This window comes from Deinococcus aerius, from assembly GCF_002897375.1.
Lineage (GTDB): Bacteria > Deinococcota > Deinococci > Deinococcales > Deinococcaceae > Deinococcus > Deinococcus aerius.
The window spans coordinates 149229-171156 of the sequence record NZ_BFAG01000003.1 but is presented as its reverse complement, the minus strand read 5'-3'; the positions used below and the strand labels follow the sequence as shown (position 1 = coordinate 171156).

Below are 21928 nucleotides of genomic sequence, written 5' to 3'. Positions count from 1 at the left end.
GGCGTCTGGAGCGTCCCTCCATCAACCCTACCGCAGCGGCTCGCGGGCCGCCGTCATGAGGCCCGCGCGGTCGGTCAGGATGATGCGGCGGTAGCCCAGGTCGAGCAGCCCCCGCGCCCGGAAATCGCCCAGCAGCTTGGTGATCGTCTCGCGGGTGCTGCCGACCACGTGGGCGAGGTCCTGGTGCGACACCCGCTCGCGCAGGGCCAGCGTGCCGCCGTCGGGCCACGGCCCCTCGCGCTCGGCGAGGGTGAGGAGCGCCAGCGCCAGCCGCTGCGACACCTCCATGAAGACCAGCGCCGAGAGCCGCTCCTGCACGCCCCGCGTCTGCCGGGTGACCTGCTCGGTGAGGGCCACGCCGACCGCCGGGTGGGCGTGGGTCAGGCGGGCGAGCGTCTCGCGGCCCAGCAGCAGCGCCTCGGTGTCGTCCATCGCCTCGGCGTACATCCCGTAGGAGGTGCCGGGCAGCAGCGCCCCCGTGCCCAGCAGGTCCCCGGGGCCGTGCACGTCCAGCGTGACCTCCCGCGCCCCGGCGCCCAGCCGGTAGAGCCTCACGCTCCCGCGGGTCAGGACGAACAGCGTCTCGGCCGGGTCCTCCGGGTGAAAGAGCAATCCTCCGCGCGCCCAGCGGCCCACCCGCGCTGCGGCCACCACCTGCGTCTGTGCCTCGTGCGGCAGCGCCCCAAACGGCCCGGACATCATGCGGACAGTGTGCCACATCAGCTTTGCGGGGGCGGCCCCGGATGAGGCTCGTGCGGCTATTGCCACCCCCCGTGTTACAATCCGCCCCACGCATGGCTTCACCCCAACCCAGCCCCCAGCCGCGCCTCACCCTGTTCGACCTGCCGCTGGACGTGATCACGCTGCCCGCGACGCTCGACCGCCTCGGCGAGTGGATGTTCCGCGCCCCCCGCGCTCCCCACACGGTCGTCACCCTGAACCCCGAGTTCATCGTGCAGTCGCGCACCCATCCCGAGTTCGTGCAGGCCATTCAGGAGGCCGACCTCGTCACCGCCGACGGGGTGGGCATCGTCTGGGCCGCCCGGCAACTGCATGGCCGCGAGGTGCCCCGCGCCCCCGGCTACGACATCGTGAAGGGCCTGATGGAGCGGCACGGCGCCGACCTGCGGGTGTTCTTCCTGGGGGCCAAGCCCGGGGTCGCCGAGCAGGCCGCGCAGAATGCCGTTCGTGACTACGGCATTCAGGTCGCCGGGGTCCACCACGGCTACTTCGACCTCCCCGAGGACCGGCGGGTGGCCGAACTTGTCGGGTCCTCCCAGGCGCACCTCGTCCTGACGGGCATGGGGGCCGGGCGGCAGGAGACCTTCAACCAGTACTGGCGGCAGGTGCTGGGGGCGCCCGTGATTATCGGCTGTGGGGGTGTCATCGACGTGTTCGCCGGAACGGCCGATCTCGCCCCCGCGTGGACGCGCAAGTTGGGGGTGGAGTTTATCTGGCGGGTGGGCTTGGACCGGAGGCGCTGGAACCGGGCGCCCCGGCTCGCGCAGTTTGTGCGGCTGGTGCAGGCGGAGAAGCGGCGGGCGGGGGGGCGGTAACTCCTCTGGCCGCAACTCGACGAGGACGTCTTCAACTGGGGGCTGTAGGGCAGGGCATCTTGTAGCGAGTTGCCCCCACCCCCCCAGCCCCCCTACCCCCGGAGGGGGCAGGGGGGAGCTTTCCGCTGCGCTCGGCAAGGGGCCCGGCCCATCGCACCCATTGCCGCTTCTCCCCACGCGCAAGGTTTGATCTTGCTGCGTCCTCAGCCGCTCGCCCACCGTCTCGCTGCGCGAGCCGACGTGGTGAAGGCGGTGCGAGAGCCAGCCAAGTGCGGGAATCGGCCGTCCACAGGAGACGGTTTTGAGAAGCAGGAGCTTTGGCGTTGGTACTCCCTCTCCCCTTGCGGGAGAGGGTTGGGGAGAGGGGTGGCAGGCAACGCCTGCCCTGCTGCCGCGTCTCTATAGCTCTTCTGCCCCGTCTTTCGGGCGCGCGCCCCACTCAGTCCTTCCCCGCCAACCCCAAATCCCCCGCGAAGGTTCCCTCCCAGGCGTTGAGGACGCGGCCCTCGCGCACGAGGAGGACGGCGGGGTACGTGCCGACGCGCAGCGCGCGGGCGAAGGCGGTCGCCTCGGGGCCGCGCCACACGTTCACGCCTTTCGGGGCGGGGGCAGGGATGTCTTCGGCGTTCACGGCGCGTACGGGGAGCCCGGCGGCGAGGACGGCGCCCCACAGTTCGCCCAGGTCGCCGCAGTCGTGCGAGTAGACCACGATCAGCTCGCGGTCGGCGCTCTTCCAGGGATGGGTGGGCAGGGGGTCGCCCAGCCGCACGAGGGCACCAGCGGGGGTGCCCAGGGCCAGCAGCAGCGTGAGCAGGGGCGCGCGTTTCATCCCCGGCATGATGCGCGTCCTGCTCCGCCCCAGGGGTGACAGCTGGGTGAGAAGGGAAGGGCCAGTGAAAAACCCCCGCTCGCTGCGGGGGCCTCTGCGGGGGATGGGGCTCAGGGTGTCTCGTCACCCTTGGCATTGGGCGCGGGCGCGGTGCTGGGGGCGCGGATCGCCTTGACCGCCTGCGGGTCGGGCTTCTCGTCGGGCAGGGGGGCGGGGTTCGGGTCGGGGGCGTAGGCGGGAAGGTCCTCAAGGGCGATGCGCCGGGGCACAATGTTCTCGGGCGGCGTGAATTCGGTCGCCAGGCGCCCGGTCGTGCGGTCGAGGCTGACGACGGTGGTGCGGGGGTCCGCCGGGCCGGGCGTCCAGTTCGCCTCACGGTAGACGACGGGCGGGGGGGCGTCCTCCTCGGTGGGGGTGGTCGTCGTCTTGAAGTTGGGGTCGAGCAGGGCGATCTTCACGCCGGGGAGCCAGCCCTGGTCGGGCGCGTCCGCGTACGTGATGCCGGGGGGCTCGGTGAACGGGGTGGGCGTCTTGCCCGCGTGCGCAATCTCCATCATCCGGCGCCAGATGGGCGCGTTCACCAGGCCGCTGTAGTAGTAGGTGGGCATCTCGCCGCCCTGCTGCTTGCCGACCCACACGGCGCCCGTGTAGAGCGGCGTGGTGCCCACGAACCAGAAGTCCTTGGGACCGTTGGAGGTGCCCGTCTTGCCCGCGACCGGCCAGTCGCCGAACTTGGCGGGCCACGCCAGGCCTCCCTGGCGCGCCGTCATATCGTTCACCACGCCGCGGATCATGTCCAAGCCCAGGAAGGCGATCTGCGGCGTCCAGACCCGCTTGGGCTTGGTCAGGTCTTGAGCCGTGTCATACAGCACTTCGCCCCGCGCGGTCGTCACGCGGGTGATGTAGCGGGGCGCGCGGTACAGCCCGCCGTTGACGAAGGGGGCATAGGCGGCGGCCATCTTCACGGGCGTGGTTTCGACCGCGCCGAGCGCCGCGGCCAGCCCCGTCCCGTCGTTCGGCGGCACGCCCAGTTCCCTCAGCTTGCCGAAGAAGGTCTGGAGGCCGATCCGGTCAGCCAGGCGCACAGTGACCAGGTTCAGCGAGCGGTCGAGCGCCTCGCGGATGGTCATGGAGCGGTAGGTCGTGTGGCCCTCGAAGTTCTGCGGCTTGTACACCCCGCCCTTGCAGCCCTCACAGGGGAACGTGATGGGCTTGTCGTCCTCGCGGTGGGTCTGGTCCAGCCCGGTCGAGAGCGCCGTGGTGTACAGCAGCGGCTTGATGGTCGAGCCGATCTGGCGCTGCCCCTGCGCGGCGTTGTTCCAGTCGGGCAGGGGCCTCCCCGGCACGATCTTCTGCCCGATCATGCCCAGCACCTCCGCGCTGTACGGGTCGATGATGACGGCCCCCAGCGTCGTGCCCGGCGGCATCCCGGTCGCCTCGCGGCTGGCTGTCTCCACCGCGTTCTGAATCTTGGGGTCCAGGGTGGTGTACACCCGCAGGCCGCCCGAGCCGTACACCTTCTCCCGTCCGAAACGGCGGACGAGTTCGCTCTCCACCTGCCCCATGAAGTGCGGGTAGCGGGTGGTGGTCACGGCCTTGAGTTCCTTGGCGCTGCGGTCCACGAGCTTGGCGCTCGTCACGTTGCCCTGCGCGTCGTAGGAGACCCGCCAGCCGCGCGGCTGGAGCTTTTCCTTCCAGGCCGCGTCCGCCTGGGCCTGGGTGATCCACTTGTCCTCGACCATGCGGGTGAACAGCACCTTCATCAGGGGCCGCATCGCCCCATAGTCGAAGTAGCGGTTGGGGCTGGGCACCAGGACGGTGAGGTAGGCGCTCTCGGCCAGGTTGAGCTGCTTGGGTGTCTTGCGGAAGTACGCCTGCGCCGCCGAGTAGATGCCGTACAGCTCGACCGGCCCGCCGTCGCCCCAGTAGATCGCGTTGAGGTAGTCGCGCAGGATCTCGTCCTTGGTAAAGGCGCGCTCGACCTGCACCGAGAGCAGCCACTCCTTGATCTTGCGGTCCGGGGTGCGGGCCTGCTTGTACTCGTCGAGCAGCAGCGTGTTCTTGATGAGCTGGTTGGTCAGGGTGGATCCGCCCTGCACGTCCTCGCCCTGCGCCACCCGGCGAAGCTGCCGCCCGATGCCGTAGGGGTCCAGGCCGTAATGCTCGAAGAAGCGCCGGTCCTCGTTGGCGATCAGCGCCGCCGTCATGAAGGGGCTCACCTCGTCGAGCCGGACGAGGGTGCGGCTGATCGCCTGCTCGCCGATCTTGGGGATCAAGGTGCCCATCGGCGTGCCGTCGCGGGCGTAAACCCGGGTCTCGGCCCCCAGGCTCAGGTTGTCGAGCTGGCGGTAGTCGGGCAGTTCCCGGGTCCACTTGGTGACGTAGGTGGCGCCGACCCCGGCGGCGGCCACGCCACCCGCCAGCAGCAGCGAGGAGGTGAATTTCAAAAACCTCAAAAACACGTCGGTTCTCCCTTGGGGCTCAGCGGCGCCGCGCCTGGATAAGCTGATTTACGCGCTGGCGCAGGTTCTTCCCGCTCAGCGGCTTGTACACCAGGTCGTCGGCGCCCACCAGCCGGGCATGGTCGCGGGTCTGGTCGTCGTCCAGCGCGGTGAGAAGCAGCACGGGGGCCTTGCCCAGCCGCTTGACCCGCTTGACCCGCGAGCAGATCTCGAAGCCGTCCATCTGGGGCATCTGCACGTCGAGCAGCATCGCGTCGGGGGTGTTCTCCCGCAGGTAGTCGAGCGCCGCCTTGCCGTCCGGCACCGCCACGATTTCGTGCCCGTCCGCCGACAGAATGACCTCCAGCATCGACCGGATGGCCGGTTCGTCGTCCGCGACGAGGATGGTATACGCCATAAGACACATGATAGGGCACCCGTCGCCCCGGCGGCATTCCCCCCACTGGGAGGAGCGTGAGAAGTCCCTGGCGTGGGGCGGCGGGGCAGGCCGGGTGATGGACAGGAACTCCTCACCCGGAGAAAAAGCCGTGTGAGCGGCAAAAAAAGCCCCTCCCCCTTGAGGGGGGAGGCCGGGTGGGGGTGAACGGGCCTGGCATCCCGAGGCCAGTCAGGGTGTCCAGGCCCTCTCGCCATGAGGGCCAGTGGCGCTGGCCACACGCCCCCTCACCCGGCCCTCTGCAAGCCGCTCTACGAGTCTCCCACGAGGGGAGAGGGAGAAAACCCGTCCTCCACCGAGGGGAGCAGCCCCTCAGCCCGCCGCCTGGACCTGCCGCGCGGCCCGGGCCTCCTCGGCGAGCTGACGCCGGAGGATCTTGCCGACCGCTGTTTTGGGCAGCTCGGCGCGGAACTCCACGCTGCGCGGCACCTTGTAGGGGCTGAGGTGCAGGCGGCAGTGGGCGATGATCTCCGCCTCCGTCGCCTTCATTCCGGGCTTGAGGGCGAGGGCCGCGTGGACGCTCTCGCCGCGGTAGGGGTCGGGCACGCCCACGGCGGCGGCCTCCAGCACGGCGGGGTGGGCGTACAGCACCTCCTCCACCTCACGCGGGTAGATGTTGTACCCCCCGGCGATGATGAGGTCCTTCTTGCGGTCCACGATGCGGAAGTAGCCCGCCTCGTCCATCACGGCCATGTCACCCGTCAACAGCCAGGTCTGGCCGTGCGCCTCGCGCAGCACCTTCGCGGTCTCGTCGGGGCGGTTCCAGTACCCCTTCATCACGTTTGGGCCGGAGACCCACAGCTCGCCGACCTCACCCTCCGGCACGGGCTGGCCGTCCTCGCCCACCACCAGGGCGTCCACGCCGGGCAGGGGCAGGCCGATGCTGCCCTCGCGCTGCTCGCCGTAGATCGGGTTGACGTGGGTGATGGGGCTGGCTTCCGTCAGGCCGTACCCCTCGACCAGGTTCGCGCCGCCCGTGGTCTGCCGGAACTGGCGGGCCGTCTCCAGCGGCAGGGGCGCGCTCCCACTGATGCAGGCCCGGATGGTCGTGAGGTCGAAGTCCCTGGTGTCGGGGTGGTTGTTGATCGCGTTGTACAGGGTGGGCACCCCGGGAAAGAGGGTCGCCCCGCTCGCCACGATCTGCGAGAGCACCATCTTGATGTCGCGGGCATTGGGCACGAGCGCGATGGTCGCGCCGATCAGCACGCTGAGGTTCATGGCAACGGTCATGCCGTACACGTGGAAGAAGGGGATGGCGGCGAGCGTCACCTCCTGCCCGGGCCGCAGGTCGGTCATCCAGGCCCGCGCCTGCTCGGCGTTCGCCACGAGGTTGCCGTGCGTGAGCATCGCGCCCTTGGGCACGCCGGTCGTGCCGCCCGTGTATTGCAGCAGCGCCACGTCGTCCGGGCGCAGGGTCACGGGCCGGGGCGTGGTGGACGGCGAGCGCAGCAGGTTCCGAAAGGCGTAGACCGAGCCCCCCGCCCGCACGTTCACCCAGTGGCCCTCCCGCCGCGCCTTGAGCGGGTACAGCACGCTCTTGGGAAAGGGCAGCGCGTCCTGGATGCCCGTTACGATCACGCGCTGGACCGGCACCCGGCCCGCGACGGCGCTGTAGCGCGGGTAGAAGGCGTCGAGCAGGATCAGCGTCTCGCTGCCGCTGTCCCGGAGCTGGTGTTCCAGCTCACTCGCCACGTACAGCGGGCTGGTGTTCACCACCGTCGCCCCGGCGAGCAGCGCCCCGTAGAAGGCGACCACGAACTGCGGGCAGTTGGGCAGCATGATGCTGACCCGCTCGCCGGGGCGCACGCCGATCCGCTGGAGGGCGGCGGCGAAGTGCCCCACGTCCTGCCACAGCTCGCGGTAGGTCGTCGTCGCGCCCAGGAAGCCCAGGGCGGCGCGGCCAGGAAAGGCCTCGGCGGTGCGGCGCAGCAGGTCCGGCAGCACGTCGTTGCTGGGGGTCCAGCCGCGCGGAACGCCTTCTTCGTAATGGTCCAGCCAGGGCCTCGTCATGCCGCTCCTCACACTCCTTGGCCCCCGCCTGCTCGGCGAGCGGTGAAAGGGGGCCGGTTTGAAATTGAACTCAGTATAAGGGCAATGGATGATTGCTTACCATGAAGAGCCTCGCAATGTCTCCCGGTGGGGGGCTGGGGGCCATCTCATCCGGGGATGCGCGGGTGACGTGCCACACTGCCCCATGCCTGTTTTGCCCCCCGAGCCGGCGGCCCACCGTCCCCACCTTCAAGAGGCCCTGCGCCTGGCCCGCGAGGCGCGGGAGGCGGGCAGTGCCCCCGTCGGCGCCGTCCTCGTGAACGCGCGGGGCGAGGTGATCGCGCGGGGCCGCAACCGGGTGGGGGAGGCGCAGACCCCCGAACACGTGGGGGCCGCCAGCGTCGCCCACGCCGAGATGGACGTGTTTTTCGCGGTCGGCAAGGTGAAGGACGCGGGGACCCTGACCCTCTACACCAGCCTGGAGCCCTGCCTGATGTGCGGCGGGGCGAGTGCCCTGCTCGGGGTCGGGCGCATCGTCTGGGCCACCGACGACCCCTGGGGGGGCTCGGGCCGCCTCATCAAGTGGAGTGACCACCCCGCCATGCAGGAGACCGACGTGGTGCCCTGCCCCGACCCGGAGCTGGAGCGGGAGGGCGCCCGCCTCTTCGCCCCCGAGGCGAAACGGGCCTTCCCGGAGGAGGGCTGGGCGCTGTGGCGCCAGCGGTATCCCGCCGAGACGGAGGGCGTCGAGGAGGAAACGAACGCATGACCGTCCTCGTGGTCGGCAGCGTGAACGCCGACGTGACCGTGCGCGCCTCCCGTATTCCCGCCCCGGGCGAGACGGTGCTGGGCGAGGATGCCCGCGTGTCCCCGGGGGGCAAGGGGGCCAATCAGGCCGTCGCCGCCGCCCTCGCCGGGGTGGGGGTGACCTTCTGCGGGGCTGTGGGGCAGGATTCCTTTCGGGAGGTGGCGCTGTCCGGTCTGACCCGCGCCGGGGTGAAGCTCCCCCTCTTACGTGACCTCGACGCCCCCACCGGCCTCGCGCTCATCACCGTCTCCCCGGACGGCGAGAACGCGATCACGGTCGCCAGCGGGGCGAACGCCCGCGTGATGCCCGAGCATCTGCCCGCCGACCTGAGCGCCTTCACGCACCTGCTCCTCCAGAACGAACTCCCGCCCGAGGTCACCCGCGAGGCGGCCCGCCGTGCCCACGACGCGGGGCTCACCGTGCTGCACAACGCGGCGCCCGCCCGTGAGCCCGATCCCGAACTGCTCGCCCGGACGCACCACCTCATCGTGAACGAGCATGAACTCGCCGTGTTCGTCGGCTCGACGGGTGGGCAGGAGGTGGAGGCACAGGCCCGTACCCTCCTCACCCGTGGGCCCCAGACGGTCACCGTCACCCTCGGCTCGCGGGGCAGCCTGACCGTGACGGGGAAGGACACCCACCGCCTGCCCGCCTATCCCGTCACTCCGGTGGACACCACGGGCGCGGGCGACACCTTCTGCGGCGTCCTGGCCGCCTGGCTCGCCTCCGGTCAGGCCCTTCCCGAGGCCCTGCACGCCGCCGGGGTCGCCGCCGCCCTCGCCTGCACCCGCCCGGGCGCCCAGGACGCCATGCCGAACCGGGCGGAGATCGAACGTCACCTCCACCCCGGGCGCTAGGCTGCCCCCATGCGCTACCGCACCTTCGCCGAACCCGACTACGAGGCCCTGGCGGCCCTCGACCTCGCCGCGCAGCGCCACGCGGACCCCGCCTTCGACAGCCTGCCGGACCGCGAGCGCGAGGGGCGGCTGAGCACCAGCCTCCCCGCCCTGAAGTTCTACGAGCGCAGCGAGCATTCCTTCGCGGCTCAGGACGACTCGGGAACCTTGCAGGGGATGATCCTCGCCCAGCACGTGTGGCAGGGGGACCGGCCCATCGTCCTCGTCCGGGCGGTGATCCTTTCGCCGGGGGCCCCGGAGGGCACGGCGGCGGGCCTGCTCCACGCGGCGGTCAAGAGCGCCTACGACAGCGCCGTGTACGAGGTGCATTTTCCCCTCACTCCGGCCCTGGAAACGGCGGCCCGGGCGGAGGAGGCCCGCGTCACCGGCCGGTACGCCGTGTGTCACCTCGGAACCCGTGCGAGGACAGCGCCCGGCGACACCCTGGCGGAAAGTTCACGCGCCGGGACCCAAGGACGCGCATAATGGCCGCCATGACGAGTAGACCCACCCGCGTGCTGCTCGGCGTGCGCGGCATGACCCGTGACGCCGGGGAGCGCGTCGCCGCCCACCTGCGGACCCTGCCCGGCGTCTCGCAGGCCACCCCCGACGAGGGCCAGATCGAAGTTCACTACGACCCCAGCCAGCACACCGTCATGGACCTCGTGCGGGCCGTGCGCTCGCAGGGATTCCTGGCGGGCATGCTCTAGTGGCCCTGGGGTACGTCGGCGTCCTGACCGTCCGGGTCGAGATGCCGTGGGTGACCAACCTCAAGGAGAAACGCGCCCTGGTGCGCCCCGTCGTCGAGCGCCTCAAGGCCCGCTATCCCCTGACGGTGGCGCGGCTCGACGGCCTCGATGCCCACGACTGGGAGATCATCGGCGTCGCCACCCTCAGCAACGACTACGGCTGGGTGGAGGAGACCCTGCGGATGGCCGCCGACTTCATCGCCCGCGAGGGGGAGTACCGCATCGTCTGGGAGGAGACGGACATCTCGGTCCTGGGCGGTGAGGAAGAGGACCGGGAGGAGGCCTGAGCCCCTGGGGGAGGGGCACAACGGAGGATGGGTGACCCTGAGCGCGAGCGGAGGGTCCCGCGAGGAGAGATGCTTCGTTTCCCTCAGCGTGACGGCGCTCTTCTTGCCCGGGCTCCACTACACGAGCGGAGGGGCATCGGCATGAGTTCACGCTGCCGATGCCCCTTCTGCCCTGCGCTTACTTCTGCGGGTTCAGCACGCCTTCTTTTGCCAGGGCCGTCTTGAGTTCGGCGAAGGCCTCGGGCCGCTCCAGCACGCGCCAGTTCAGCACGTTGGGGCCGCTGAAGTCCGCCACCCGACCCGAGGAGCAGTCGTAGCGGGCGTTCGCCTTCCGCATGATGGGCCAGACGACTGCCGCCGCCCGCCCCGCGATATCCCGCAGCGGCACCGGCCCGAAGAGCCGCGAGTCCTCGGAGCCGCCCGCCGTGCGGTTGTCGCCCATGACGAAGTAGTGCCCGGCGGGCACGCTGATCTCGGGCTGGTCGGGCAGGACGCCTATCCCGGAGGAGGAGGCGTTGTTGGCGAGGTCACTCTGGGTGTCCCAGCAGCCCTGCTCGCGCCAGTAGTCGGTCGTCCAACTCTCGTCGAGTTTCACGCCGTTCACGAAGACCTCGCCGCCCTCGACCTTGACGCGGTCCCCGGGCAGCCCGATCAGGCGCTTGATCAGGAAGGGGCGGTAGTTCCACAGCCCGAAGGCACTCTTGGTGAGGTTGGCGGCCTGCGCCGCCGCCTCGCGGGGGGGTTTGAAGATCAGGATGTCGCCCCGCTGAAAGTTCCCCACGCCCGCCTTGTGCAGCCACGTCTCGTACTTCGGCACGAAGACCCGCTCGTGGTCGCGCAGGTTGGGCATCATGCTCACGCCGTCCACGCCGACGAGCGTGGCCACGAACTGGGTGATCACCACCGCGAACACGATGGGCTCCAGCACTTCCTTCCACAGCTTCCCGAGCGGTCCCGGGGCAGGCCTTTTCAGTCTTGTCATGCAGCTCCTTGTCCCGGGGCAGGATAGCGGACGGCGGGTCCCTCCCGCGTCCCCTGCCCCCGGTCAGGACACCAGCGCGTGCAGCCGGGTCAGTTCTGCCCGCGCCACCGCCTCGCCCGCCGCCATGGCCTGCGCGCCGCGCCGGAAGCTCTGGAGGTCAATCCCCTCCAACTCCGGGCGCAGCAGCACATCTGGCCGGTACAGGCTCAGCCGCGCGTCGGTCAGTTGCGCCTGCATGATGTCCACCGCCCGCCGCAACGACTGCACGGCGCCGAGCGGGGGAGACTGCCGCCAGCGCCTGCGCCGCTCGGGCAGCTCGAGGGGCCGGGGCGAGGTCACGTCCACCGCCGCGACCTTCCGCACGCCGAGAAAGAGCGCGGCGTCCACCGGCACCTGGTTCAGGATGCCGCCGTCGGCGAGCAGCATGTCGTCCAGGGGCACCGGGTCGATGGCGCCCGGGTAGGCGGTCGTGGCGCGGAGCGCCGTGTACAGGTCCCCGGAGCGCAGGTACACCTGGCGCCCGGTGAGCACGTCCGTCGCGGTCACCGCGAGCGGCAGCCGCAGCTCCTCGAAGGTGGGGGGCAGGTGCGCCGCCAGCCACGCCTCAAAGGAACTCGCCCGCAGCAGGCCCGTGCCCAGCCTCCAGTCGATCAGGCGCCGCCACGACACGGTTTCCGAGACCCGGCGCAACTCCGCCGCGCTCGCCCCCGCCGCGATAAAGGCCGCGACGAGGCCGCCCATACTCGTGCCCGCCAGCACCTGCGGGCTCAGCCCCGCCTCCTCCAGCACCGCCCACACGCCCAGGTGGGCCAGCCCCCGCGCGCCGCCCCCGCCCAGCACCAGCCCGAAGCCCGACATGGGGAGGAGTCTACCCGGGGGAGGGGGACCACCCGCCGGGGCTACCACCCGGCCCCGCCCCTGCGGTAGCGTGGGGGGGATGCCGCTGGCCGGTCAGGTGGTGGGGGAGGGGGTGCGGCTCGTGCGGCCCCTCGGGCGGGGGTCACACAGCGTGGTGTATTTCGCCGTGGGTCCCGCCGGGCAGCCGTGCGCCGTAAAGATCTTCGACCCCCGCTTCGCCTCGCACGCCCTGCGCGAGTACGGCAACGGCGCCCTGCTCGACCACCCACGTTTGGCGCGGGTGCTCGCCCCGGTGCGGATTGACGGCCACCCGGCCCTGATCGTGACCCTGGCGCGCGGCGCGGTGCTGTTCGACCGCTACGCCCGCCGCCCGGCCCTGACGCACGACCGCCGGGCCTTCCTGCTCACGCTCGTCCACCTGCTCGACGGGCTGGGCTACCTGCATGGGCGCGGGATCGTCCACCGCGACGTGAAGCCCGAGAACATCCTCGTCGAGCCGGACGGCAGCGCCAAACTCGTGGACCTCGACCTCTCCGGCCCCACCCGCGAGGCCTTCGCCACCCCCACCCGCATGGGCACCGCCGCCTTCCAGAGCCCCGAGGCGGCGCGCGGCGAGCACCTGGGTCCCGAGAGCGACCTCTACAGCGTGGGCGTGCTGCTGGGCTGGGGGCTGCACGGCGCCCTCTCCGGGCCGGACCTGCCGCCGCCCCCCACCTCCGACCCCCTCGACGCCCTCCTCACCGCCCTGACCGAGCCCGACCGCACCCGCCGCCTGGGCAGCGCCGCCGAGGCCCGCGAGACCCTGCTGCGGCTGGCCGCGTTGCCGTACTGAGAGGATTCCCCCATCGGGGGCAGTGTTTCCCTCACCGGGCGCTGCTAGCCTGGCCCGGATGCCCGAGCACCCCAACCTGGATCAACTCAACGCGCTCGGCGAGGGCCTGCTCCCCGGATTGATCGGGATTCGCTTCACCCACGCGGAAAGGGGCCTGCTGCGGAGCGAGTTCACCGTGCGACCCGAACTCCTCGCCCCGAACGGCTTCCTGCACGCGGCCAGCGTCGTCGCCCTGGCCGACACGACCTGCGGCTACGGCACCCGGATGCTGCTCCCGCCAGAAGCGAGCGGCTTTACCACCATCGAACTCAAGAGCAACCACCTCTCCACCGCCCGCGAGGGGGTCGTGACCTGCGAGGCCCGCGCCGTCCACGCCGGGCGCACCACCCAGGTCTGGGACGCCGAGGTGCGCGGCCCCGGCGGAAAGGTGATGGCGCTCTTCCGCTGCACGCAGGCGGTGCTGTATCCGAAGGGGTGAGGGGGTGAAGGGTCCCGCTCACCGCGTTCCCGGCGAGGCTTCCCCTTCTGTTCCACTTCCCACATACCACTGCCCACTTCCCCCATGCCCCCAGCCTCACACTTCCTGAACCACCCCGACCCCCTCACCCGCGAGGTGGCGCGGGGCTATGCGGGCGGCGCCTTCCTGATGGACAACGGGGACGGCGTGCAGTGGTACGCGGTGGACCGCCGGGCGCTCGTGCCGCTCACCGAGGCACAGGGGCTGCACGTGGCGCGGCGGCTGCGGCGCGAGCTGGGCCGGTTCGAGGTGCGGATCGACACCGCCTTCGCCGAGGTGGTGGAGGGGTGCCGGGGACGGTTGCCGGGCTCACCGCCCCGCGACGGCGAGTGGATCAGCCCGCCGCTGGCCGCGACGTACGCGCACCTGCACGCCACCGGCCTCGCCCATTCCTTCGAGGTCTGGCGGGACGGGGAACTGGCGGGGGGCATCCTGGGCCTCGCGCTGGGGGGCGCCTTTATCGCCGAGAGCAAGTTCCACCGGGTCACGAACGCGAGCAAGGTCGCGCTCGTCGGCCTCGCCGCGCACCTGCACGCGCGGGGGTTTACCCTGTTCGACGCCCAGATTCAGAACCCCCACCTCGCCCGGCTGGGCGTGTACGAGGTGAGCGGGGAGGAGTACCGCAGGCGGCTGTGGGACGCGCTGGGGCGGGACGTGTCGCTGTCAGTGGGGAGTGGTGAGTAGGAAGTGGGAGCCGTGGCTTCAGCCTTCTGCTCTTGCCGCTTTTTCCACTGACCACTCCCCACTTCCCACTCACGGGCGTCAGCCCCCAAACGCCCCCCACAGCAGATACCCGTTCAGCCCGATAATCACCGCCGCGAAGAGCCAGCCGAGCGTGGTCACGAGCGGGCGGCTCTGCAACACGCCCATCACGTCGCGCCGGGCGGTGAAGAGGAGCAGGGGCACGAGCGCGAAGGGCACGCCGAAGCTCAGGATCACCTGTGACAGCACCAGGGTTGAGGTGGGGTCCAGCCCGGCGAGGATCACGGCGAAGGCGGGGAGCATGGTGATGGTGCGCCGCAGCCAGATCGGGATGTGGAAGCGCACGAAGCCCTGCATGATGACCTGCCCGGCCATCGTGCCCACGGCGCTGCTGCTCAGGCCGGAGGCGAGCAGGGCGATGGCGAAGGCGACGGCGGCGGCGGGGCCGAGCAGCGGGGTGAGCGTCCGGTAGGCCGTCTCCAGGTTCCCCGCGTCCTCGATCCCCTTGCCGTGGAAGGTGGCCGCGCTCACCGCGAGCATGCTCATGTTGATCAGGCCCGCGAAGCCCATGGCGAGCAGCACGTCGAGGCGGTTGAGCCGCGAGAGGCGCACCTTCTCCTCGTCCGTGCGGGTGGGGACGCGGCCCTGGGTCAGCGCCGAGTGCAGGTAGATCACGTGCGGCATGACGGTCGCGCCGATGATCCCCACCGCGAGGTACACGCTGTCCGGCCCCTGAAAGCTGGGCACGAAGCCGCGCAGCGCCCCGATGCCGGGATGCGCGATCAGGAACTGCACGAGGTACGCCACCCCGATGGCGAGGACGAAGCCCAGGATCGCCAGCTCCAGCGGGCGGAAGCCGCGCCGTTGCAGCCCCAGCAGCGCGAAGGTCAGCACGCCCGTGATCGCCGCCCCCCACACCATCGGGAGCCCGGTCAGGAGGTGGATGGCGAGCGCGGCCCCCAGGAACTCGGCGAGGTCGGTCGCCATCGCCACGATCTCGGCCTGAATCCAGTACAGCCACACCAGGGGGCGGGGCCAGCGTTCGCGGATGACCTCGGGCAGGTTCTTTCCCGTGGCGATCCCCAGCTTCGCGCTGAGGTTCTGAATCAGCATCGCCATCAGGTTCGCGGCCAGGATCACCCACAGCAGCGTGTACCCGAACTGCGCGCCGCCCTGAATGTTGGTGGCGAAGTTGCCCGGGTCCATGTACGCGATGGAGGCGATGACGGCGGGGCCGAGAAAGGGCGCGACGCGGGCGAGGCCCCGGCGCTGGCTCGTGCGCCTCAGCACTTCCGTCGCCCGGGCGGTCATCCGGGCGTCCAGGTCGGAGAGGTGGGCCGGGGCGGCAGGAGGGTCGGGGGGGAAGGGAGCCAGGGACATGCCCGATTTTAGGACAGCCTAAAAATAAAGTCTATCTTCACGAAGAGTTGACCGTAGGGGCTGGACGCTTCCCCTAGCCAACTCCCTCCCGCCTCCCGCCGGGGCGCTTACCCTGACCGCATGACGGCCCCCGTGCTGACCTCCCCGGATCAAGCCCGCACCGCTCCCCTGCGCGTGCTGATCTGCGACGAGATGAACCCCGGCGACCTCTCGCACGAGGGGTTCGAGATCGACTATGAGGGCAACCTCCCGCGCGAGGAGACGCTGAGACGGTTGCCGGGGTACGACGCCCTGATCACCCGCAGCCGGACGAAGGTGGACCGGGAACTGCTGGAGGCCGCCGGGCCCCGGTTGAAGGTGATCGGGCGCGGCGGCGTGGGCGTGGACAACATCGACCTGGAAGCCTGCTCGCGGCGGGGCATCCTGGTCCTGAACGCGCCCGAGAGCAACAACGTCTCCGCCGCCGAGCTGGCGATCATGCACCTGCTCGCCGCCGCCCGGGGGCTCACCCGCTCCGACCGCAAGACCCGCGCGGGCGAGTGGGACCGCAAGTTCCTGGGCGTGGAACTCAAGGACAAGACGCTCGGCATCGTCGGGCTGGGCCGTATCGGCTCCATCGTGGCCGACCGGGCGCAGGGCCTGCGGCTCAGGGTCGTCGCCTTCGACCCCTACGTGCCCGAGAACAAGTTCGAGCGGTTGGGAATCGAGCGGGCGGCGAGCCTGGACGAGCTGTTGGGGCGGGTGGACTTTCTGACTGTCCACACGCCGCTGACCGAGGAGACGCAGGGAATGATCGGGGCGCGGGAACTCGCCTTGCTGCGCCCCGGCGCCATCGTCGTGAACGCGGCGCGCGGCGGCATCGTGGAGGAGACGGCCCTCGTGGACGCCCTGGGGTCCGGCCACCTCTTCGGCGCGGGCGTGGACGTGTTCGTGGAGGAGCCGCCCACGCCGGACCATCCCTTCCTGGGTGCCCCCAACCTCGGCATCACCGCGCATCTCGGCGCCAACACCTTTGAGGCGCAGGAGCGGGTCGGGGCCGAGATCGTGGGGCGCGTCCTCGCCGCCCTGCACGGCGACGTGAGCAAGGGGGCGGTGAATGCCCCGGCGCTCGACGCCAAGACGATGGAGCTGCTCGGCGGCTACCTCGACCTCGGCGAGAAGCTGGGGCGCATCCTGGCGCAGCTCCTTCCCGGGGCGCACGACCTGGAGATCACCTTCCGGGGCGAGTTCCCCGCCGACCCCGCCCCGGTCGTCACCGCCGCCCTGGTGGGCTACCTCAGCGGCAGCACCGACGAGCGCCCGAACATGATCAACGCCCGCGCGCTGGCGAAGGAGCGCGGCCTGAACCTCGCCGTGCGCGAGGAGCAGGAGAGCCCCGACTACCAGACCGAGGTGATTGTGAGGGTCATCAGCGGCGCCCACGGCGAGAAGCAGCGCAGCCGCACGGTGGGGGGCACCGTCTTCGGCCGCAGCCCCCGCCTGACCCGGCTGCGCGACTTCCGGGTGGAACTCGCCCCCGAGGGCTTTATCCTGATCGCCTCCAACCAGGACCGGCCGGGCGCGGTCGCCAAGCTCTCCAACCTGCTGGGCACCTGGGGCATCAACATCGCCGGGATGGCGCTGGGCCGCGCACAAAAGGGGGGTCAGGCCCTCTTCACCCTCACGCTGGACGACGGCCTCACGCCCGAGCAGCTCCAGGCGATCCGCGACCTGGACGTGATCGAGTCGGCCTTCCTGGTGCGGGTGTAGGCGGGGAAGGGCCGCCCTACTTCTGGCAGGTGAGGTTCACCCGGAAGCTGGGTGTGGGGGTGGTGTAGCGGGCCCTGAACTGCCAGGCGTTCGCCCTGGAGAAATCCACGTTCATCAGGAGCTTGGTCGCCTTCTGGGCCACCTTCGTGCCCTCGGGGGCGTAGAACTCCAGGGTCGCCCGCAGCACGCCCGCCTGGGGCACCTTCCTGAACTTCAGCGCCACGGCGTTCGGCGTGATCTCCTCGTAGGTGGTCCCGTCGGCAACGATGAGGTCGTCCGCCCCGTAGGCGAAGTCGAAGCCGGTCTGGGCCGGGCTCAGGGTCTCCCGCGTGCCGTTGCGAAGTTCGACGCTCACGGCGTAGCCGGGCCGCGCCGGGTTGTACCGGTCCGGGGCCTTGTGGAAGGGCCGGACGCCCAGCACCTTGAGCCGCCAAATGCCGTTGAACAGGTACTCGCCGACGCAGCCCTCCAGCGAGACGCGCTGGTTCGCGCCGCCGGGACTCGTCCGCGCGGGGGTCTGCGCCCACGCGGTCCCCGAAACCAGGGCCAGGCTCGCGGCCAGGGCCGCACCGATGTTGGTCCGTTTGCCCACCATGTTCTGCTCCTTTCGCCCGGGGGTCACTGCGGCACGGTGAAGGTGTACGTCGCCGTCCTCGGGGCCGTGCCGCTGCTCAGGAGTTGCCACAGGGTCTTGAAGTTGTTGACCCGGTCCGCGTAGGCGACGCTCAGGCTCCCGAACGGTCTCTGCGAGCCGTACTTCTTGTCCCAGACGATCTTCAGGGTGTTCTCGCCGGGCCTCACGTACCCGCTGATGTCGCGGTCCACGATCCCCGGGAAGTCGCCCAGGGGCGAGCCGTTCACCCACACCTGCACGAAGCCCCCCGGGATGTTGGTCTTGAGCAGGGTCTGCCGGTCGGCGCTCCCCGTGCTGACCCGCCCGGCCCCGCGCGGCCCGTCGGCCACGACGGTGTAGGTGTAGTCGCCCCGCCCGGGGTTGTAGGTCCCCACCTTGAAATCGAACACGGTGCGGTAGCGCCCCTTCTCGGTCGCGTAGGCGATCTGCACGCCGCAGCTGATGTTGCAATGACTTCCCCAGCGGATGCGAACGGGATTGGGGCCGGGCTTCAGATACCCCGTGACCTCGGTTTTCAGGGAGCCGTCCGCCCCCGCCTTGAAGGTCTTCCCCCCGATGGTGACGGTGAGGTCTCCCGCCGTCGTGAAGGTGTTGTCGAGGCTGCTGACGCTCAGGACGTAGGAACCCTGGACGGGGGCCGCCCACGCGGGGGGGAGGACGAGAAGAGCGGACAGGCCGAAGAAGGGTGCGAGGTGACGCATCTGAATCTCCTTCCGGGAAAGACGAAGAGCCTGAGCCGAGTCTAGGGAGGAGCCGGGCAGCCCCGGAAAACTCAGATGAAGGCTTGGCAAAGGTTTTGTGTCAGCCTCAATCCTGTTCTGCACGGCAAAAAGAGAGGAGTGCCGTAACATGCCCCATGGCGTTGACGCTGGGCATGGCCGGGCAGCAGGTGGCTGCGGAGGAAGGGCGGGCGGAGGCGGCCCACGCCGCGAGGAACCACGCGGAGGTCGTCCGGCTGCTGCGGGACCTGCCTGGGCGCTCGCCCCGCGGGGAGGAGCTCCTGGCCTTCGCGCTGGGCGAGTGCGGGGAGCCGGTGCGGGCGCAGGCGATGCTGCTGCCCCGCCGGGCCTCCGGCGAGATCGGGCACCTGGGCCTGCTGACGCTGGCCGGGCTCGCCCTGCGGCAGGGGCGGCACGCGGAGGCCCGCGCCTACCTCGCCGAGTCGCGCCCGCTGGCCCGCACGCCCGCGGAGGCGGCGCTCACGGCCCACGCCCTCGCCCTGAGCGCGTACCTGGGGGGGCCGCGCCGCGAGTTTCCCGCCCTGGTCGCCGCGGCGGTGAGGGCGGCCGAGGCGTCGGGGGACGTGGTGCGGATCGCCGGGGCCCTGTGGCTGCGGCATTACGCCCACGTGTCGGCGGGGCGGGTGGCGGCGGCGGTGGCGGACCTGACCCGCGCCCGGGACCTGTTCGCGGGCCTGGGGCACGCCGCGCAGACCCTGCTCACCCGCGTCGACCTCTCCGACCGCCTGATGGTGCTGGGCCGCCTGGGGGACGCCGAGCAGGAACTGGAGGCCGCCGGACGGCTGGCCCGGCAGGCCAACCCCGCCTTCCTGCCCACCCTCCTGGCGATGCGCGGTGACCTGGCCCTGTGGCGCGGCTCGCCCCGCACCGCCCTCACCTTCTACCGCGCGGCGGAGCAGGCCGCCCTCGACGCCGCGACGCCCGCGCAGGCCCTCACCTTCGCGCTGCGCGGGGTGGACGCGCTGCGACTGGCCGGGGAGACGGCCGCCGCCCGGGCGGCCCTGGTGGCCCTCGGCAACCGCCTGCCCCGGGCCTCCGCGCACGTTCAGGACGCCTGCCGCTTCCTGGGGGCGCTCCTCTCACCCGTCCCCGACCCCCGGGAGGTGCGGCGGGGCCAGCGGGCGGAACTGTTCTGGGCCTCGCGCGTCCCGCTGCATCTCGCGGCGTTGGAACTGGCTCAGGGCTCCCTCTCCGAGCGCACGGCCAAGGCCGTCCTCGCCCACCTGCGGCGCGTGGGCAGCCCCGCCGTCCTCGACGTGGACCCCGCGTTCCAACCCCTGTTCGGTGTGCTGGCCGCCCGCCCCGACTGGCCCCGGACCTGGCCGCGCCCCGGCGTGACCGTCCGCACCCTGGGGAGGCTGGACGTGCAGCCATCCCTCCCCCTGCAACGGGCGGCGGAACTCCTGGTGTACCTGGCCCTGAATGGCCCCACCCGGCGGGACACACTGCTGCACGACCTCTACTCGGGGACGGGGGAGCGCGCCGCCGGGCAGCTCAAGGCGAACCTGGGCGCCCTGCGCGCGGCCCTGGGGACCCATTCGGACGGCCCGGCCGTGACCTTTCGTGACGGGCTCTACGCACTCAGCCCCTCCCTGCGTCTGCGGCTGGACGCTCATGCCTTGCTCGCCGCATTGGAGGGTGGTGCCTCTCCCCAGGAGGCGCTGGACGCCTACGCGGGTCCCTTCCTGCCCGAGATTCCGCGCGAGTGGGCGCAGGTCTGGCGCACCCGCCTGCACGACGCGGCCCTGAACCTGTGTGAACGCCTCGCCGCAGGGGCCCCGACCCCGCACGAGGCCGCCACCTGGCTCAGGCGGGCCATCGCGCTGGAACCCTACGCGGCGCATCTGCACGAGCAATTGATTGTCATCCTCGACGGGCAGGGCCTGGCCGCCAGCGCCGACGCCGCCCGCCGTGCCTGGGAGGCCGCCGAGCGGGAGCTGTGCGGCGGGGAGGTGGGACGGCAGGCGGACTCCAGGCTTTGAGCTCAGCAGAAGCGTTGTCACCCTGAGCGCGAGCGGAAGGTCCAAAACGGCGGAAGACCCTCCGCCCCCGGCTCAGCGTGACCACTTCCCAAGTCCAGAGCCAAAGAAAACTGTTGTTTGGTCAGGGAGAAGCTGTACCGCGGCAGGATAAAAGTCTGGCTGATTCTCACCCCCCTGACGACGCTATCCCCCAGCCACCTCCCGCCCCAACCGGTCTGCCGCCACCAGCAGCACGTCCCACACACTGGAAAAGGGCGGGGCGTAGGCGAGGTCCAGCTCGAACAGGTCCCCCACGCTGCCCCGCTGATGCAGCAGGGCGGCCACCACGTCCACCCTCTTGACGCTCGCGGGCTGGCCGACGAGTTGCACGCCCAGCAGGCGCCCGCTGCCCCGCTCGCCCGTCAGCCGGACGAAGATGGGCGCGGCGGTCGGGTAGTACCCCGCGTGGTCGGTGCTCTCCACATCCACGCTGACGGCGTCCAGTCCCAGCCCCTCGGCCTCCGTCTGCGTCAGGCCGGTGCGCGCCGCGCCCAGGTCGAAGGTCTTGAAGATCGCCGTTCCGACGATGCCGGGAAAACGGGCCTCGCCCCCCGCCATGTTCACGCCCGCCACCCGGCCCATGCGGTTGGCGGTGAGGCCGAGCGGGATGTGAACCTTTTGCCCGGTGACGCAGTGAAGGCTCTCGCTGTTGTCGCCCGCCGCGTACACGCCGTCCACGGAGGTCTCCTGCCGTGTGTTGACGGCGATGGCGCCGGTCTCCCCCAGACGTGCCCCCGCGGCTTCGGCGAGAGCCGTGTTGGGCTTCACGCCCACCGCCACGATGACCAGATCGGCGGGCACCGGGCCGTGGTCCGTCTGCACCGCCCTCACATGCCCGTTCTCGCCGACCAATTCCTCCACGCTCGTGCCGCAACGTACCTCCACCCCGTGCCGTTCCAGTTCGGCGCGCACCCGCTGCTGGTAGGCGCGGTCGAGCATCCGGCCCGCGACCTCCGGCGCCTTTTCCAGCACGGTGACCCGCAGGCCGCGCGAGTGCAGCGCCTCCGCCATCTCCAGCCCGATGTACCCGGCGCCGACGATGCAGGCGCAGGTCGCTCCCTTCAGGCTCGCCAGGATGGCCCGCCCGTCGGCCAGGTCACGCAGCACGTGAACGCCGCGCAAATCGGTTCTGGCCCACTCGGGCCGCACGGCGTTGACCCCCGTGGCGATCAGCAGGCGGTCGTAGGGCTCGGTGCGGGTGCCTCCCGCCTCCCGGTCAAGGACCGTGACCGTCCGGGCGCCCGCGTCCACCCCCGTCACCTCGTGGCGCACGCGCACGTCGATGCCCTGCCCGCGCATCCTCTCCGGCGTCCGGGCGATGAGGTCCCCCAGGTCGGGCACGTCGCCGCCGATCACGTAGGGGAGACCGCAGGCGCCGTAGCTGATCTCGCCGCCGCGCTCGAAGACGGCGACCTCGGCCTCCGGGTTGTGCCGCCGCGCCCGGCTCGCCGCGCTCATGCCCGCCGCCACCCCGCCCACCACCACGATCCGCATGGTTCAG

22 protein-coding genes are annotated in these 21928 nt (G+C 71.2%); 11 read left to right on the top strand and 11 right to left on the bottom strand.

Annotated features, from left to right (window positions below; genetic code table 11):
* Nucleotides 1-27: 27 nt before the first annotated feature.
* Nucleotides 28-702 (bottom strand): Crp/Fnr family transcriptional regulator, encoded by a 675-nt coding sequence (locus DAERI_RS05720; RefSeq protein WP_103128465.1) that lies wholly within the window; start codon nt 700-702, stop codon nt 28-30.
* Between the two features lie 92 nt (nt 703-794).
* On the opposite strand from DAERI_RS05720, the gene DAERI_RS05715 reads away from it, so the two are divergent.
* Nucleotides 795-1556: a WecB/TagA/CpsF family glycosyltransferase gene (locus DAERI_RS05715; protein WP_103128464.1), complete on the top strand. Its 762-nt coding sequence runs from the start codon at nt 795-797 to the stop codon at nt 1554-1556.
* 439 nt (nt 1557-1995) lie between these two features.
* Here the strand turns inward: DAERI_RS05715 and DAERI_RS22325 are convergent, their stop codons facing one another.
* The 4 genes from DAERI_RS22325 to DAERI_RS05700 all read right to left on the bottom strand — a co-directional run bounded on the left by DAERI_RS22325 (nt 1996) and on the right by DAERI_RS05700 (nt 7293).
* Entirely contained in the window at nt 1996-2385 is a 390-nt protein-coding gene (locus tag DAERI_RS22325) for a penicillin-binding protein (RefSeq protein ID WP_165794087.1), read from the bottom strand.
* Between the two features lie 110 nt (nt 2386-2495).
* Complete coding sequence (locus DAERI_RS05710; RefSeq protein ID WP_165794086.1) at nt 2496-4847, bottom strand: transglycosylase domain-containing protein; 2352 nt, start codon at nt 4845-4847, stop codon at nt 2496-2498.
* 19 nt (nt 4848-4866) lie between these two features.
* A complete protein-coding gene (locus tag DAERI_RS05705) occupies nt 4867-5253 on the bottom strand; it encodes a response regulator (protein ID WP_103128463.1) in 387 nt (128 codons plus the stop codon).
* Nucleotides 5254-5595: 342 nt separating this feature from the next.
* Nucleotides 5596-7293 carry a long-chain-fatty-acid--CoA ligase gene (locus DAERI_RS05700; protein ID WP_103128462.1) on the bottom strand — a complete coding sequence of 566 codons (1698 nt, stop codon included), beginning with the start codon at nt 7291-7293 and terminating at the stop codon, nt 5596-5598.
* A gap of 184 nt (nt 7294-7477) precedes the next feature.
* Here DAERI_RS05700 and DAERI_RS05695 point away from each other — a divergent pair, with 184 nt between their 5' ends.
* The 5 genes from DAERI_RS05695 to DAERI_RS05675 are packed head-to-tail and all read left to right on the top strand — an operon-like array spanning nt 7478 to nt 10012.
* Nucleotides 7478-8041, top strand: a complete 564-nt coding sequence (locus DAERI_RS05695) for a nucleoside deaminase (protein ID WP_103128461.1) — start codon at nt 7478-7480, stop codon at nt 8039-8041.
* Nucleotides 8038-8937, top strand: coding sequence for a ribokinase (locus DAERI_RS05690; RefSeq protein WP_103128460.1), 900 nt, complete (start codon nt 8038-8040; stop codon nt 8935-8937). The genes DAERI_RS05695 and DAERI_RS05690 overlap by 4 nt, the downstream gene beginning before the upstream one ends.
* A 9-nt stretch (nt 8938-8946) precedes the next feature.
* Nucleotides 8947-9462: a DUF1999 domain-containing protein gene (locus DAERI_RS05685; protein ID WP_103128459.1), complete on the top strand. Its 516-nt coding sequence runs from the start codon at nt 8947-8949 to the stop codon at nt 9460-9462.
* Nucleotides 9462-9686, top strand: coding sequence for a heavy-metal-associated domain-containing protein (locus DAERI_RS05680; RefSeq protein ID WP_103128458.1), 225 nt, complete (start codon nt 9462-9464; stop codon nt 9684-9686). The genes DAERI_RS05685 and DAERI_RS05680 overlap by 1 nt, the downstream gene beginning before the upstream one ends.
* Nucleotides 9686-10012 carry a DUF503 domain-containing protein gene (locus DAERI_RS05675; RefSeq protein ID WP_103128457.1) on the top strand — a complete coding sequence of 109 codons (327 nt, stop codon included), beginning with the start codon at nt 9686-9688 and terminating at the stop codon, nt 10010-10012. The genes DAERI_RS05680 and DAERI_RS05675 overlap by 1 nt, the downstream gene beginning before the upstream one ends.
* A 178-nt stretch (nt 10013-10190) precedes the next feature.
* Here the strand turns inward: DAERI_RS05675 and lepB are convergent, their stop codons facing one another.
* On the bottom strand, nt 10191-10994 hold the full coding sequence (gene lepB, locus DAERI_RS05670; RefSeq protein ID WP_103128456.1) for a signal peptidase I: 804 nt from the start codon (nt 10992-10994) through the stop codon (nt 10191-10193).
* Nucleotides 10995-11057: 63 nt separating this feature from the next.
* Nucleotides 11058-11852, bottom strand: a complete 795-nt coding sequence (locus tag DAERI_RS05665; protein WP_103128455.1) for a patatin-like phospholipase family protein — start codon at nt 11850-11852, stop codon at nt 11058-11060.
* A 79-nt stretch (nt 11853-11931) separates the two neighbouring features.
* Here DAERI_RS05665 and DAERI_RS05660 point away from each other — a divergent pair, with 79 nt between their 5' ends.
* From DAERI_RS05660 to aat, 3 genes are all read left to right on the top strand, one after another.
* Nucleotides 11932-12684: a serine/threonine-protein kinase gene (locus tag DAERI_RS05660; protein WP_103128454.1), complete on the top strand. Its 753-nt coding sequence runs from the start codon at nt 11932-11934 to the stop codon at nt 12682-12684.
* A 58-nt stretch (nt 12685-12742) separates the two neighbouring features.
* Complete coding sequence (locus DAERI_RS05655) at nt 12743-13162, top strand: PaaI family thioesterase (protein WP_165794085.1); 420 nt, start codon at nt 12743-12745, stop codon at nt 13160-13162.
* 84 nt (nt 13163-13246) lie between these two features.
* Nucleotides 13247-13885, top strand: a complete 639-nt coding sequence (gene aat, locus DAERI_RS05650; protein ID WP_103128453.1) for a leucyl/phenylalanyl-tRNA--protein transferase — start codon at nt 13247-13249, stop codon at nt 13883-13885.
* A gap of 78 nt (nt 13886-13963) precedes the next feature.
* On the opposite strand, the gene DAERI_RS05645 is transcribed toward aat, so the two are convergent.
* On the bottom strand, nt 13964-15283 hold the full coding sequence (locus DAERI_RS05645; protein WP_439952247.1) for an Nramp family divalent metal transporter: 1320 nt from the start codon (nt 15281-15283) through the stop codon (nt 13964-13966).
* Between the two features lie 120 nt (nt 15284-15403).
* On the opposite strand from DAERI_RS05645, the gene serA reads away from it, so the two are divergent.
* The gene (serA, locus tag DAERI_RS05640; protein ID WP_103128452.1) at nt 15404-17032 is read left to right on the top strand and encodes a phosphoglycerate dehydrogenase; all 1629 of its coding nucleotides are present in this window, start codon (nt 15404-15406) and stop codon (nt 17030-17032) included.
* Between the two features lie 16 nt (nt 17033-17048).
* Here the strand turns inward: serA and DAERI_RS05635 are convergent, their stop codons facing one another.
* Both DAERI_RS05635 and DAERI_RS05630 read right to left on the bottom strand, forming a co-directional pair.
* Nucleotides 17049-17627, bottom strand: coding sequence for a hypothetical protein (locus tag DAERI_RS05635; RefSeq protein ID WP_103128451.1), 579 nt, complete (start codon nt 17625-17627; stop codon nt 17049-17051).
* Nucleotides 17628-17650: 23 nt separating this feature from the next.
* Nucleotides 17651-18367: a hypothetical protein gene (locus tag DAERI_RS05630; RefSeq protein ID WP_103128450.1), complete on the bottom strand. Its 717-nt coding sequence runs from the start codon at nt 18365-18367 to the stop codon at nt 17651-17653.
* 155 nt (nt 18368-18522) lie between these two features.
* On the opposite strand from DAERI_RS05630, the gene DAERI_RS05625 reads away from it, so the two are divergent.
* Complete coding sequence (locus tag DAERI_RS05625; RefSeq protein WP_103128449.1) at nt 18523-20388, top strand: ATP-binding protein; 1866 nt, start codon at nt 18523-18525, stop codon at nt 20386-20388.
* A 183-nt stretch (nt 20389-20571) separates the two neighbouring features.
* On the opposite strand, the gene DAERI_RS05620 is transcribed toward DAERI_RS05625, so the two are convergent.
* Nucleotides 20572-21921, bottom strand: a complete 1350-nt coding sequence (locus tag DAERI_RS05620; RefSeq protein WP_103128448.1) for an FAD-dependent oxidoreductase — start codon at nt 21919-21921, stop codon at nt 20572-20574.
* Between the last annotated feature and the right edge of the window lie 7 nt (nt 21922-21928).